This window comes from Streptomyces sp. NPDC096324 (genome assembly GCF_044763015.1).
GTDB lineage: Bacteria > Actinomycetota > Actinomycetes > Streptomycetales > Streptomycetaceae > Streptomyces.
The window spans coordinates 397786-411333 of the sequence record NZ_JBIWFK010000007.1 but is presented as its reverse complement, the minus strand read 5'-3'; the positions used below and the strand labels follow the sequence as shown (position 1 = coordinate 411333).

The following is a 13548-nucleotide window of genomic DNA, read 5'->3' as shown; positions in this document are numbered from 1 at the left end:
GAACCCCATTAGGTCAGATCGTGTCCTAGTTCTCCGGCACCCTGGAAACCATGACGACCGATACTCCGGCCCGGCTCCTCCAGCTCCTCTCCCTCCTCCAGACGCCCCGCGAGTGGCCCGGCGGCGAGCTGTCCGAGCGCCTCGGGGTGTCCCGTCGTACGGTCCGGCGCGACGTCGACCGGCTCCGCGAACTCGGCTATCCGGTGCAGGCGACCAAGGGCGCGGACGGCGGCTACCGGCTGGTGGCGGGCACGGCGATGCCCCCGCTCGTCCTCGACGACGAGGAGGCGGTCGCGATCGCGGTGGGCCTGCGGGCCGGCGCCGGGCACGCCCTCGCGGGCGTGGACGAGGCCTCCGTGCGGGCGCTCGCCAAGCTGGAACAGGTGCTGCCGTCCCGGCTGCGCCGCCGCGTGTCCATGCTCCAGGCCGCGACCACTCCCCTGACCAGCGGGGACGGGGCGAGCATCGCCCCCGAGACACTGACCGTGATGGCGTCGGCCGTCGCGGGCCGGGAACGGCTGCGGTTCGCCTACCGCTCCGGGGACGGAACACCGTCGCGGCGGCTGACCGAGCCGTACCGGCTGGTCTCGACCGGCCGCCGCTGGTATCTCGTCGCGTTCGACCTCGACCGCGACGACTGGCGGACGTTCCGGGTCGACCGGGTGAGCGAACCCTTCGCGACGGGAGCCCGGTTCACGCCCCGCGAACTGCCGACGGGGGACGCCGCCGAGTTCCTGCGGCAGTCGATGTACCGGCGTCAGGAGACCTACACGTACGACATCACCTTCGCGGCCCCGGCCGAGTTCGTCGCGGCGCGCGTGCCCGCGTGGGTCGGCGCGCCCGAGCCGATCGACGAGCGGAGCTGCCGGCTGCGGGCCACCTCCAGTGACTCGGTGGAATGGCTCGCGGTGCGGATCGCGATGGTCAACTGCGACTTCACCGTACGAGAACCGAGAGAACTTGTGGATTACGTAAGGGAGTTGGGTGCACGACTGAGCCGGGCGGGGGAAGTGCCGCAGACTGGCGGCGCTTGACGGTCGGCCGCACTCCACGGGGGTGGTGACACCCGGTGGACCGTCGGCGACGGCAGGTTATGTCGCTGTGGCAGAATCTGCCATCCGGGTCACCCCGGGGTTCAGGTTCGGGGTGGCCCGCCCCCGTGCTGCCCGGAACCCCCCGCACCCGTCCCGCACCGCGCCAGGCCTGCTCCTCCGCAGGCCCCGCGCGCCGGAACCCGGCCACCTCCAGCCCTTGCCCCTCCGCCTCGCCGACCCCTGAAACAAAAGGGAGCCGAGCTTCGGCGCCAGGGGGGGAGGCGCCGAAGCTCGACTCTGGAAGAGTCCCGGCGCGGGGGGGGTGAGCGTCGGGACTCGGTTCTCGGGAGCGGCGTGGCTCCGTCGCGGTGACTTCCGCTCGGGGCTGCCGCTCGGCACTTCTGTTCGCTTCTTCCGCTCGGACGGGGCCCGAAGCGTGGGCCCTGAAGTCTTGTTCCCAGGGCCCGGCGGATTGAAGCGGCCTTACATGGCCATGTCTGGTCGACTTGTGGCCAACGTGGCGGGGGTGCCCGTGCGCGGACTGGGCGGAGCGGGTCCGGCGCCCGCTCGACGAGTCAACCCGTACGGCCCACTCACCTCGCTCGCCCGGACCGCACCCTGCGCTCCGCGTGTCCCGTCGCCGTTACGCCGCCGCGTCGAATCCGGTGTCGCGCGCCAGCTTCTTCAGTTCGAGCAGGGCGTGCTTCTCGATCTGACGAATGCGTTCGCGCGTCAGTCCGTGCTCCTTGCCGACCTCCGTGAGCGTCCGCTCCCGGCCGTCGTCGATGCCGTACCGCATCTTGATGATGGAGGCGGTGCGCTGGTCGAGGTGGCCGATCAGATCGTCCAGCTCCTCGCTGCGCAGCAGGGTGAGCACCGACTGCTCGGGCGACACGGCCGAGGTGTCCTCCAGCAGGTCGCCGAACTGGGTCTCGCCCTCGTCGTCCACCGCCATGTTCAGGGAGACCGGGTCGCGGGCCCAGTCGAGCACGTCGCCGACACGCTCCGGCGTCGTGCCGAGCTCGGCGGCTATCTCCGCGTGCTCGGGCTCCCGCCCGTTCTCACGGTTGAACTCGCGCTGCACGCGGCGGATCCTGCCCAGTTCCTCGACCAGGTGGACGGGGAGGCGGATCGTGCGCGACTGGTCGGCGATGGAGCGGGTGATGGCCTGACGGATCCACCAGGTGGCGTACGTCGAGAACTTGAAGCCCTTGCGGTAATCGAACTTCTCGACCGCGCGCACCAGGCCGGCGTTCCCCTCCTGGATCAGGTCGAGCAGGGGCAGGCCACTGCGCGGATAACGGCGCGCCACGGCGACGACCAGCCGCAGGTTCGAGCGGATGAAGACGTCCTTGGCGCGCTCACTGTCGGCGACCAGCGCCTCCAGCTCTTCGCGGGACGCGTCGGCCTTGGCCTCCGCCTCACCGTCGAGGATCTGCCGCGCGAACACACCCGCCTCGATGACCTGGGACAACTCGACTTCCTTGGCGGCGTCGAGCAGCGGTGTTCGGGCGATCTCGTCGAGGTACATGCCGACCAGGTCGCGATCGGCGATTTCGCCGCCTCCGGCGCGAACACTGCGTGCCGCGTCGGATGTCCCGCCAGTGGCGGACTTACGACGGGCGACGGCACGGGTTGCCATGCGTGCTCCCTTGCGTGGTGGGCTTGCGGGTGGTCCCGGACATCCGGTTTCACCCTCCCGGGTGCCCGGCATCCGATGGAAACAACGACTGGAATCAGGACAGAATTCCCAACCCGCCCCTTGATTTTTCTGATCATGCAGTACCCTGTCGCACCACTCGGGAGGGTCAATGCGGTCAGAACGTACAGATGTGCAGGTCAGGCCGGGAGCCGCGGCCGACCTCGGCGCGCTCACGGAGGTGTACAACCACTACGTGCGTGAGACGCCCATCACGTTCGACACCATCGTCTTCACGCCGGAGGAACGTCGTCCGTGGCTGCTCTCCCACCCTGAAGACGGACCGCACCGCCTGATGGTTGCCACAGAAGCCGATTCACAGGCGATTCTGGGGTACGCCACATCCAGCGCCTTTCGCGTGAAACCCGCCTACGCGACCTCGGTGGAGGTGACGGTCTACGTCGCCCCGGGCGCCGCGCGCAGAGGCGTCGGCACCCTCCTCTACGAAGCGCTCTTCTCGGCGCTCGCCGGCGAGGACCTGCACCGGGCCTACGCCGGCATCGCGCTGCCCAACGAGGCGTCCGTTCGCCTGCACGAACGCTTCGGGTTCCGGCACGTCGGCACCTACGGGGAGGTCGGCCGCAAGTTCGGCCGCTACTGGGACGTCGCCTGGTACGAGAAGGAGCTCGCCCACTAGGGCCCGCCCGGGACGCCCGGGGACGAGCCCGCCGACGGGCGGCGCCGCCCTCCGTCCGCCCGGTTGGCCGCCCTCCGCCCGCCCCGGAGCCGAGCCGACCGCGGCCCCGGGGCCGTCCGCACACGCTCAGCCGAACTGCACCGACCGCTTGGCCATTCCCAGCCAGAATCCATCGATCACGGACCGCTGCCCGTCGAGTCCTCCGACGGCGTCCGCCGCGCCCATGGTCACGAAGAGCGGGGCGAAGTGCTCGGTGCGCGGGTGGGCGAGACGGCCCGCCGGGGACTTGCGCTCGAAGTCGAGCAGCGCGTCCACGTCACCGGCCTCCAGCGCGCGGTGCCCCCAGTCGTCGAACTCGCTCGACCAGGTGGGCACTCCCCCGCCGGTGTGCCTGAGGGCCGCGAGATTGTGGGTGAAGAAGCCGGAGCCGACGATCAGCACGCCCTCGTCGCGCAGCGGCGCCAGCTTCCGGCCGATCTCGAAGAGCCGGACCGGGTCGAGCGTCGGCATGGAGATCTGGAGCACCGGGATGTCGGCCTCGGGGAACATCTCCTTGAGGGGGACGTACGCGCCGTGGTCGAGCCCCCGGTCCGGGATGTCCTGCACCGGCGTACCCGGCGCGCGCAGCAGCTTCCGTACGGACTCGGCGAGTTCCGGGGCGCCGGGAGCCGCGTACGTCACCTGGTAGTAGTGCTCGGGGAAGCCCCAGAAGTCGTAGACGAGAGGGATCGTCTCGATCGCGCCGAGGGCGAGCGGGGCCTCCTCCCAGTGGGCGGAGACCATGAGGATCGCCTTGGGGCGGGGCAGGTCGGCGGACCAGGCGGCGAGCTGGCCGGGCCACACCGGGTCGTCGGCGAGCGGCGGGGCACCATGGCTGAGGTAGAGGGCGGGCATGCGCTCCGGCGCGGGGCGCTCCTCGGTGGCGGCGGTCATGGCTGCTCCCTCCAGAGAGTTACATCGTACGGCGGCAGTGCTTGATCTTTGAAGCAGTTGCTTAAAGTCTCAAGTTCTCAGTCGAGACTACGGGTGCTTTGTTTAAGTTTCAAGAAGAGGCTCGTACAGTGGAGTACATGAACACGGCACCCGCTCCCGCTGAAGAGCCGCGCTGGCTCACCGACGAGGAACAGCGCATCTGGCGTGCGTACATGCACGCCACGACCCTCCTGGAGGACCACCTCGACCGTCAGCTCCAGCGCGACGCGGGCATGCCGCACATCTACTACGGCCTGCTCGTCCAGCTCGGCGAGGCCCCGGACCGCCGGCTGCGGATGACGGAGCTGGCCATGAACGCGAAGATCACCCGCTCACGGCTCTCGCACGCCGTCGCACGGCTGGAGAAGAACGGCTGGGTACGCCGCGAGGACTGCCCGTCCGACAAGCGGGGCCAGTTCGCCGTCCTGACCGACGAGGGCTACGAGGTGCTGAAGCGCACCGCGCCCGGCCATGTCGCCGCCGTACGCCAGGCCCTGTTCGACCGCCTCGGCCCGGACCAGCGGAAGGCCCTCGGCGAGGCCATGCGGATCATCGCCGAGGGCCTCCAGCCCAAGGACGCGGGCGCGGACCTGCCCTGGCTGCGTTAGCGCTCGCCGTCCGGATCGATCGGCGGACACGGGACCGGCTGCCCGCCTCCCTGTGGCGGACACGGGACTGCCCCGGCTCCCTGTGGCGGGAGCCGGGGCAGTCCCCGGAGTCGTACGGACGAGGCGTCCCCACCCCGCGTCCGTACGCGAAGTACCCGAAGTGAGTCTGTGCCGAGAACGTCAGTGGGCGACGACCGGAACCTTCAGCTCGTCCTCCGCACCCTCGCCCGAGCCGACGACCGCCGAGGTGTCCGGACGGCCCGTGTTGATCAGGGTGAAGGCGAGTCCCGCGGCGACCACGAGGATGCCGACGGCGAACCAGATCGCGTTGCTGTAGCCGTGCACCATGCCCTCCGCCTGGACGAGCTGCTGCTGCGCCTTGGTACCGGCGCCCGCCATGTGGTCCTTGATGTAGGCGGTGGTCGCGGAGGCCGCGATCGTGTTCAGCAGGGCCGTGCCGATCGCACCGCCGACCTGCTGCGAGGTGTTGACCATCGCCGAGGCGACACCGGCGTCACGCGGCTCGATGCCGTGCGTGGCGAGCGACATGGCCGGCATGAACGCCGTACCCATGCCGAGACCGAGCAGAAGCATCGCCGGCATCACCAGGGAGACGTACGACGAACCGATCTCCAGCTGCGCCAGGAACAGCATGCCGACCGCGGCGACCAGGAAGCCGGGGCCCATCAGCAGCCGCGGCGCGACCCGGGTCATCAGCCGGGCACCGATCTGCGTGGAGCCCGTGATCATGCCCGCGATCATCGGCAGGAAGGCGAAGCCGGTGGAGATCGGCGAGTAGCCCTTCACGATCTGCAGGTAGTAGGTGAGGAAGAGGAACGTGCCGAACATCGCGATGATCGCGAGGCCGAGGGAGAGGTAGACGCCGCCGCGGTTGCGGTCGAGGACGACGCGCAGGGGCAGCAGCGGGGCCTTGACCTTGGACTCGGTGAAGACGAACGCGGCCAGCAGCACGGCCGAGGCCACGAACAGGCCGACCGTCAGGGAGTCGCTCCAGCCGTCCGACTCGGCGCGGGTGAACCCGTAGACGAGGGAGACCAGACCGAGGGTGGACAGGACGACGCCCGGGATGTCGAGCGGCGAACGGTTGCGGCCGCCCTTCGGCTCACGGATGACGAAGTACGCGCCGGCCGCGGCGACGATCGCGAACGGGATGTTGACGAAGAAGGTCCAGCGCCAGTTCATGTACTCGGTGAGGACACCGCCGAGGATGAAGCCGACGGCGCCACCGCCACCGGCGATCGCGCCGTAGATGCCGAAGGCCTTGGCGCGCTCCTTGGCGTCGGTGAACATCACGGCGAGCAGCGAGAGCGCCGCGGGCGCCAGCAGCGCGCCGAACACACCCTGAAGGGCACGGGCGCCGAACATCATCGCGCCGCTCTGCGCGGCACCACCGAGCGCGGAGGCCGCGGCGAAGCCGATCAGGCCCACGACGAAGGCGCGCTTACGGCCCCACAGGTCGGCGATCCGGCCGCCGAAGAGGAGCAGACCACCGAAGGCGAGGGCGTAGGCCGTGACGACCCACTGCCGGTTGCCGTCGGTGATACCCAGGTCCTGCTGGGCCGAGGGCAGGGCGATGTTCACGATCGTGGCGTCGAGCACCACCATCAACTGGGCGAGCGCGATGAAGACGAGCGCCTTCCAGCGGTTGCTGTGCGCGTCGGACGCTGGATCCGGAACTGCTTTGGACGTGCCTGTTTCAGACATGGGGGTACCCACTCCGGGACTTCGTAGCGAAAAATGCAGTGAAAGGGGACGGCGCGTCGACGGTGACGGCCGGAAGAGCAGCGTGTGCGGCTCGGGCTGTACGGCTGTGCGAGTTATGAGTGACGCATGGTGCGTCGCGTGTCGTGATGTGCGAACGGTGAACTGTGGGTCACGAGTTGTCGGATGTGAGCTGGGGTCACGAGTTCTGACGGGCGTCCGGTGCCGGACTCATCGGCCGTCGGCCGATCGGTCACGGCGCCCTACGTGTCGGTCACACTCGTCGCAGTCCCTCCACGGTGGCGGCCACTCCCGGCAGTTCGGAACGGGCCGGGGCCCGCATCCCGTCCAGGAAAAGCTGCAGATGACGGTGTACGAAGCGGTCGATGCCCTGGCACCCGGTGCCCGGCAGCGGCCTGGTGAGCTGACTGACGGCGATCATCAGATCGCCCACCTCGACGTCGGGTCGGAGCTGTCCGGCCTCACGGGCACGGGACATCAGCCGCTGGATCAGTTCGGTGATCCGGTCGCGCGCCGCGACCAGGTCGGGATGGTTCTGGTCGAAGTTCGCGGAGAGCATCGGGCACAGGGCGCCGATCCGCTCGTCGGCGGCGAAGTGCACGAAGCCGCTCAGCGCCTCGAACGCGTCGCCGTCCACGGAGAGCGTCTCCTCGATCCACTCCGAGGTGCGGTCCATGACCGAGCACACGACCTCACGGGCGAGGGCGTCGCGGTCGGGGAAGTTGCGGTACACCGTGGCGTTGCCGACACCGGCCCGGCGGGCGATCTCGTCGAACGGCACCTCGGCGCCGAACTCGACGAACATCTCGCGGGCGGCGGAGACGATCCGCTCCCGGTTGCGCAGGGCGTCGGCACGGGGCCGGGCCACTCGGCGCTGCACGGGGGTTGCGGTCTCCACGGCGTACTCCTCGAAGCGTTTCAAAACTTGAGTGCGATCCGGGGATTCGGTCCCCGTTTCGCTCGGACGTATGGCTAAACGGGGAAACGATCCCCGGTTATTTCCCGGACCCGGAAGAGATTGATGTGACCTGCGTCACATCCATTCTTCCTCGCTCGCTCGCGCCCCTCCACCTCGCCGTCCCCTACTTCCTGACCTCGCGCTTCCCGGCTTCTCGACCCCAGTCCCCTTGTTTCTCCACCTCGCCCGCCCCTCCTTCTCCACCTCGCCCGCCTCCCCTTCCCGGCCTCCCGCGGATGAACTTCTCCGCCTCCCGTGGATGAACCCGATCGGGCTCACTCAGCGCGCGCCCGGCGCGTCGGCGACTCAGGGTGATCGAAAGGGTGCAGTCGGAGACCGGTGGCTGCCGTGGAGTGAAGGGCCCCCGCATGCAGCCGTCCAGCCGCCGCATACGCCCGCGCCGTGTGGCCGCGCTGGTCACGGTGACCGTGCTGACGCTGGCGGTCAGCACCTCCGCCGGCACCGGACACCTGACGGCCGGCTCCGCCACGGCGGGCTCCACGGCGCTGGCCCGCTCCACGGCGCTCGGCCCCTGCATGATCAACGGTCCGTCGGACGTCCAGATGGGGGAAGGGATTCCGACCGCACCCGGTTACGCCCGCTCCACCGGCGTCCTGCGGGCCCTGACCCTGATGGTCGACTTCTCCGACGCGCCCGGCAAGGGCAGCGCCCGCGCCCGGTACGACGAGTTCTTCCCGAAGACGCAGGAATGGTTCCGCACCGCCTCCTACGGCCGTCTCGACTATCGTCCCGAGGCCCCCGTCAAGCACTGGCTGCGGATGCCCAAGCCCTTCAAGGAGTACGGGATAGAACGCGGCGCGCCCTTCGACCCCGGGTACCGCGAACTGGTCCAGGACATCGTGGCGACGGCCGATCCCGAGGTCGACTTCCGGTCGTACGACATCCTGAACGTGCTGGTCACACCGAACGCCGGGCCCTCCGCCCTGGACACCGTGCTGTCCGTGACCTTCGCCGGCAACACCGAGGCGCCGGTGGCCGACGGCGTCCCGGTCGCCAACGCGTCCTTCGTCTACAGCCGCCAGGACGACGGCTCGGGCTCCTACGCCGACACCGGCTACCGCGTCCTGCCGCACGAGAACGGTCACACCTTCGGCCTGCCCGACCTCTACACCCAGGACGGCGGTGGCGCGGTCGGGCACTGGGACATCATGAGCGAGGACTGGGGGGCCGACAACGACCTGCTCGGCTGGCACAAGTGGAAACTCGGCTGGCTCGACGCCTCCCAGGTCGACTGCGCGACGGCCCCCGGCACCAGCGCGTACACGCTCACCCCGCTGGCCAGGAAGGGGGGCGTCAAGCTCGTCGTCATACCCTTCGGCACCCGCAGCGGGTACGTCCTCGAACTGCGCACCCGCGCGGGCAACGACTCCGCCGTCTGCCGTCCGGGGATCCTCATCTACAAGGTCGCCGCCGACGTGGACACCGGGAACGGGCCCGTCACGGTGTACGACTCCCACCGCGACAGCGGCGGGTGCACCCGCTCGCCGAACGTCCAGGCGGAACTCTCCGACGCTCCCTTCTCCCCCGGCGAGACCTTCAAGGTCCCCCACACGGGGCTCACCGTCCAGGTCGCGTCGGCGGACAGGGCGGGGAGGTATCGGGTGTACGTGACGCGCCGCTGACCAGCGGTTGAGCTGCCCTGCGGCCCGGACGGGAAGCCTGCGGGGCTGTACGGAGACCCTCTCCACCCGGCTTGCCCCGAGAGCGGCCGTACCGCTCCCCTCAGGGGTGTGTTCGACGGGCGGAGAGCGGTGTGCGGCGGCAGGAGAGGGGTGCGCTCGGCGGCCGGCGGCCGTGCCCATGCCTGCGCCCGTACCACCACCCGTACCCGTACCCGTACCCGTACCCGTACTCGTGCTCGTGCTCGTGCTCGTGCCGGGAAGCGGCCGACCTGCTTCGACGGGCCGACAAGCACTACCGTGGCTTTTCTGAGATCCACCACACGGTGGCTCATCCAAGATCCGCCGTGCGGTGACTCCTCTGAGCCCCACCGGAGAACCCATGCCATCAAGTTCCCCGCCATCGAGCCCCACGCCGCGGCGGCCGCATGCCACTCCTTCGCCTGTCACGCCGTCGCACGTCACGCCCCCGGGCCGGGCATCGGCCGGGCTGGGCGCTGGGTCCGGGTCCGGGGTGTCCGGGTCCGGGGTGTCCGGGTCCGGGGTGTCCGGGTCCGGGGTGTCCGGCTCCGGCTCCGGCTCCGGACGAGCCGCTGTCGGAGCGGAAGCGCCGGAGGAGGCGGTCACGCCGCTCATCCGCGGGATCGCCGTCCTGCGGAGGCTGACCGAGGCGGACGGTTCGGCCAGTTTGAGCGGACTCGAACGGGCCACCGGGCTCGCACGGTCCACCGTCGACCGGATCACGGCGACCCTGGCACGCATGGGCTACGTACGCCTCGACGGCCGGGACGCCGTACTGGCCCCACGGCTGACGGAACTCGGCAACGCCTATCTCGCCGCGCTCCGGCTGCCCCGCGTCCTGGACGCACACGCCGACGCGCTCGCCGACGAACTCGACGAGTCCGTGTCCCTCGCCGTCCGCGACCGGGACGGCATCCGCTTCGTCCATCAGACGACCCGGCGCCGCGCGATGTCGCTCAGATTCCGCATCGGCGACCTGCTGCCCGCCGAACGCACCGCTCCGGGACCGCTGTTCGCGTCCGAGTGGAGCGAGGAGGACTGGACGCACTGGCGGGAGCGCCGCGCGGCCGATCCGGAGGACCGAGGCTTCCCGGCCGTACCCGCGCGGAGCAGACCCTACGACGGAGGGGCGGCCATCTCCGCGCTGCCCGCCTCCCAACGCCCCACCCTCGGCGACGACTTCGAGCAGCGGACGGCCGAAGCGGGCCGGACCGGCTGGGCGTTGGACGACCAGCTGATCGAACCGGGCCTCGTAGCGCTCTCGATGCCGGTACGGGAGGCGGGACGGATCGCCTGCGTGGTGAACGTCGTGAGCCATACGAGCCGGCACAGCGCCGCCGAACTGCGGGACGCGCTGCTGCCGCGGCTACGGACGGCGGTGGCCGAGATGGAACGGGCGCTGGCGCTCGACGAGGCGGGGGGCATGGAAGGCGCGAGCGGCACGGAAGGGGCGGGAGGCCCCGGAACCGCCGAGGGCCCGGGCTCCACGGAAAGCCCCGACCCCGCAGGAACCCCCGACACAGCCCGGAGTCCCGACACCGCAGGAAACACGGAGCCCGTAGGAAACACGGAACCCGTTGGGAAGGCCACCGCCACCCCACCCACCCCACCCACCACAACCGACGCCGTCACGGCGGCCCCTCCCGGGCTCGCCGACTGGACCGGCGCCTCCAAGCAGGAACTGGGGCGGGAGTTCATCGAGTCGCTGGCGCGTGGTCTGACCGTGATCACCGCCTTCGGTGAGGGCCGGAGCGAACTGACCCTCACCGCGGTCGCCCAGGCGACCGGACTCGCCCGCGCGACCGCTCGCCGCGCCCTGATCACCCTGGAACACCTCGGCTACGTCACCACGCACGACCGGGTCTTCCGCCTCACCCCGCGTGTCCTGGGGCTCGGCTTCCCGCCACTCTCACGGACCACGTTCCCCGAGATCGCGGCCCCGCATCTGACCGACCTCTCCCAGCGGCTGCACGACTCGGTGTCGCTCGCGGTGCTGACGGGCGACGAGATCCAGTACACCGGGCACGTGTCCACCCGAGGCATCATGAGCGTCCACGTCGCCGTCGGCACACGGCTGCCCGCGTACGCCACCTCGCTGGGGCGAGCGATCCTGGCCGATCTCCCGCCGGCCCAGGCGATGGAGACGATGGCCGGCGCGCCCGAGTCCGCCACCGGGCGGACCATCACGGACCCGGAGCGGTTCAGGGCCGAACTGGACCGGGTTCGTGCGGCTGGATACGCGCTGGTCGAGGAGGAGTTGGAACAGGGACTGCGGTCCGTCGCCGTCCCGGTGCGGGACCGCGAGGGACGGACCGTGGCCGCGGTGAACGTGGCCATGCACAGCAGCCGTCGTACCGCGGAGGCTTGCGTGAGCGAGGTGCTGCCCGAGCTGCGCGCGACAGCGAGACGCGTCGAGGCGGACCTGCACATCGCGGCCCGCTTCCGCCGGGTACCACGGACCTGAACCCAACGGCCCACAGAGAAAGACCCCCTCCCCCTCTCCCTCCTCCACTCTTCAACCAGCGCTTTGTTCAAGGGAGTCAAGGTCTGGCGTGAAGATGATCTGTGCGGGAGAGGCGCCGTTGACAGATCCAAAAGCGGGTTTCTAGCGTCGCTTGCGGCAGGACGAACAGCAGCCGAACGACAAGGAGCGTCCGGGTGGTCGCGTCGTGGTGAAGCAGGAGAGGTCCGAGCGGACCAGGCGCAACCTGATCCGGGCCGCCTCGACCGTGTTCGACCAGTCCGGCTACGAACGGGCCACCCTGTCCGCGATCAGCGAGCGGGCGCAGGTCACCAAGGGCGCGCTGTTCTTCCACTTCGCGGCCAAGTCGGATCTGGCCCGAGCCGTCCAGGCACAGGCCTGCGTGACGTCGGGGGCCGCGCTGGGGAAGCTGGCGCGGCGCGAGACGCCGGCGTTCGAGATCGCCACCGCCATGGCGCACACGCTGGTCGACCTCCTCGAAACCGACACGACCATCCGCGCGGGGGCACGTCTCACCCAGGAGATCAGGACTCCCGACGACCCCTCCCTGCACTGTCACATCAACTGGCTCGGCGCCCTGCACGGGATCCTGGCCCGGGCCCGGAAGGACGGCTCGCTGCTCCCGGACGTCGATGTCCGCGCGGCGGCCGTGTTGATGCTGTCCATGATCACCGGCACGACGGCCCTCCCCCGCCTCCCCGCGGACCCCGTCGCCTCCGGCACCGCGCGGCCCCCTCGTCCGCGGCCCACCCCGACCGCCGGCTCCGCTCCCCGCACCCCTCAGGAGACAGGCACCCTGTGGCTGACCCGCATGCTCCACCTGACCCGCCCGGCCCTCTCGGACCTCCCGGCCAACTGACCCGACCCCACCCCGCCCCACCTGCACGAACGGGAACCTTCCCAGCCCCCACCCGGTATCCGCTACGCTAGCTACCGGATCGCACACGATCCGCACGCCTTCGTAGCTCAGGGGATAGAGCACCGCTCTCCTAAAGCGGGTGTCGCAGGTTCGAATCCTGCCGGGGGCACATGGGAAAAGGGCACCTACGGATCTCCGTAGGTGCCCTTTGACATCCACTTCTGACATCAACGAGCACGGTCACTCACGACCGGGGCGCTTCCTGAGCAGCCGGTCCATGTGGCTCATGGCCTCGCGCTGGGTGTCCTGCACGACGTGCGTGTACACGTCCATGGTGATGCTGATCTGCGAGTGCCCCAGGATTTCCATCACAACGCGAGGCGCGACTCCGGCCGCAGTCAGCAGGGTGGCCGTGCCGTGCCGAGCGTCATGCAGCCGGATCACGCGAAGGCCGGCGGACTCAGCGACGCGAGTGAAGGAGCGGTAGACGTTCCGCGGCTCGACCTGGCGGCCGGTGCGAGTCGTGAAGACGTAGCCCGACTCGTGCCACTGCTCCCCCGCCTTGGCGCGCGCGGCGGACTGACGCATCCGGTGCCAGCGCAGCGGGGCGATGCACAGCGCGGGCAGAGGGACAACCCGGCGACGACGGCTCTTGGGATCGTCGTCGTACAGGACGCCGCGGCGGCGCTGAGTCTGCTGACGGACGTAGAGGACCCGGTTGTCGAGATCGAGGTCCGACCACCGGAGGCCGATGATCTCGCCCCGCCGGAGCCCCATGGCGATGGCGAGCACGAAGGCCGCGTAGAGCGGATCTCTGCGGGAGGCCGCGAGGAAGTCGAGTGTCTCGTCTAGCGTCCAGGGCGTCAGCTGGGTCTACCTCGAGCACGGTCAGGCG

Annotated in this window: 10 protein-coding genes, 1 tRNA gene and 1 pseudogene; 7 read left to right on the top strand and 5 right to left on the bottom strand. The window is 70.2% G+C overall.

Annotation, left to right across the window (positions count from 1 at the left end; genetic code table 11):
• Nucleotides 1–50 precede the first annotated feature (50 nt).
• On the top strand, nt 51–1034 hold the full coding sequence (locus ACIQ7M_RS21665; RefSeq protein ID WP_403646636.1) for a helix-turn-helix transcriptional regulator: 984 nt from the start codon (nt 51–53) through the stop codon (nt 1032–1034).
• A gap of 643 nt (nt 1035–1677) precedes the next feature.
• Here the strand turns inward: ACIQ7M_RS21665 and ACIQ7M_RS21660 are convergent.
• Nucleotides 1678–2676 (bottom strand): sigma-70 family RNA polymerase sigma factor, encoded by a 999-nt coding sequence (locus ACIQ7M_RS21660; RefSeq protein WP_355759484.1) that lies wholly within the window; start codon nt 2674–2676, stop codon nt 1678–1680.
• Nucleotides 2677–2845: 169 nt separating this feature from the next.
• Between ACIQ7M_RS21660 and ACIQ7M_RS21655 the strand changes: the two genes are divergently transcribed.
• Nucleotides 2846–3370, top strand: a complete 525-nt coding sequence (locus tag ACIQ7M_RS21655) for a GNAT family N-acetyltransferase (protein WP_403646633.1) — start codon at nt 2846–2848, stop codon at nt 3368–3370.
• 126 nt (nt 3371–3496) lie between these two features.
• Here ACIQ7M_RS21655 and ACIQ7M_RS21650 read toward each other — a convergent pair whose 3' ends face one another.
• On the bottom strand, nt 3497–4303 hold the full coding sequence (locus ACIQ7M_RS21650) for a dioxygenase (protein ID WP_386978064.1): 807 nt from the start codon (nt 4301–4303) through the stop codon (nt 3497–3499).
• Between the two features lie 137 nt (nt 4304–4440).
• Between ACIQ7M_RS21650 and ACIQ7M_RS21645 the strand changes: the two genes are divergently transcribed.
• The gene (locus ACIQ7M_RS21645) at nt 4441–4950 is read left to right on the top strand and encodes a MarR family transcriptional regulator (RefSeq protein WP_355759490.1); all 510 of its coding nucleotides are present in this window, start codon (nt 4441–4443) and stop codon (nt 4948–4950) included.
• Nucleotides 4951–5130: 180 nt separating this feature from the next.
• Here ACIQ7M_RS21645 and ACIQ7M_RS21640 read toward each other — a convergent pair whose 3' ends face one another.
• Together ACIQ7M_RS21640 and ACIQ7M_RS21635 are read right to left on the bottom strand one after the other, a co-directional pair.
• The gene (locus ACIQ7M_RS21640; RefSeq protein WP_403646629.1) at nt 5131–6675 is read right to left on the bottom strand and encodes an MFS transporter; all 1545 of its coding nucleotides are present in this window, start codon (nt 6673–6675) and stop codon (nt 5131–5133) included.
• A gap of 271 nt (nt 6676–6946) precedes the next feature.
• Entirely contained in the window at nt 6947–7591 is a 645-nt protein-coding gene (locus ACIQ7M_RS21635; protein ID WP_403646626.1) for a TetR/AcrR family transcriptional regulator, read from the bottom strand.
• A 428-nt stretch (nt 7592–8019) separates the two neighbouring features.
• Between ACIQ7M_RS21635 and ACIQ7M_RS21630 the strand changes: the two genes are divergently transcribed.
• The 4 genes from ACIQ7M_RS21630 to ACIQ7M_RS21615 all read left to right on the top strand — a co-directional run bounded on the left by ACIQ7M_RS21630 (nt 8020) and on the right by ACIQ7M_RS21615 (nt 12822).
• Nucleotides 8020–9294 carry a M6 family metalloprotease domain-containing protein gene (locus ACIQ7M_RS21630; RefSeq protein WP_386978058.1) on the top strand — a complete coding sequence of 425 codons (1275 nt, stop codon included), beginning with the start codon at nt 8020–8022 and terminating at the stop codon, nt 9292–9294.
• Between the two features lie 631 nt (nt 9295–9925).
• A complete protein-coding gene (locus tag ACIQ7M_RS21625) occupies nt 9926–11776 on the top strand; it encodes an IclR family transcriptional regulator C-terminal domain-containing protein (RefSeq protein ID WP_403646977.1) in 1851 nt (616 codons plus the stop codon).
• Nucleotides 11777–11927: 151 nt separating this feature from the next.
• On the top strand, nt 11928–12653 hold the full coding sequence (locus tag ACIQ7M_RS21620; protein ID WP_403646622.1) for a ScbR family autoregulator-binding transcription factor: 726 nt from the start codon (nt 11928–11930) through the stop codon (nt 12651–12653).
• 96 nt (nt 12654–12749) lie between these two features.
• Nucleotides 12750–12822, top strand: a tRNA-Arg gene (locus ACIQ7M_RS21615).
• 71 nt (nt 12823–12893) lie between these two features.
• On the opposite strand, the pseudogene ACIQ7M_RS21610 reads toward ACIQ7M_RS21615, so the two are convergent.
• Nucleotides 12894–13523 (bottom strand): annotated as a pseudogene (locus ACIQ7M_RS21610) (tyrosine-type recombinase/integrase); the annotation flags it as partial.
• Nucleotides 13524–13548: the final 25 nt, after the last annotated feature.

Coding starts and splice junctions, on each gene's coding strand:
- ACIQ7M_RS21655 (WP_403646633.1), top strand. CDS start 2,846: ATGCGGTCAGAACGTACAGATGTGCAGGTCAGGCCGGGAGCCGCGGCC.
- ACIQ7M_RS21630 (WP_386978058.1), top strand. CDS start 8,020: ATGCAGCCGTCCAGCCGCCGCATACGCCCGCGCCGTGTGGCCGCGCTG.
- ACIQ7M_RS21660 (WP_355759484.1), bottom strand. CDS start 2,676: ATGGCAACCCGTGCCGTCGCCCGTCGTAAGTCCGCCACTGGCGGGACA.
- ACIQ7M_RS21665 (WP_403646636.1), top strand. CDS start 51: ATGACGACCGATACTCCGGCCCGGCTCCTCCAGCTCCTCTCCCTCCTC.
- ACIQ7M_RS21650 (WP_386978064.1), bottom strand. CDS start 4,303: ATGACCGCCGCCACCGAGGAGCGCCCCGCGCCGGAGCGCATGCCCGCC.
- ACIQ7M_RS21640 (WP_403646629.1), bottom strand. CDS start 6,675: ATGTCTGAAACAGGCACGTCCAAAGCAGTTCCGGATCCAGCGTCCGAC.
- ACIQ7M_RS21645 (WP_355759490.1), top strand. CDS start 4,441: ATGAACACGGCACCCGCTCCCGCTGAAGAGCCGCGCTGGCTCACCGAC.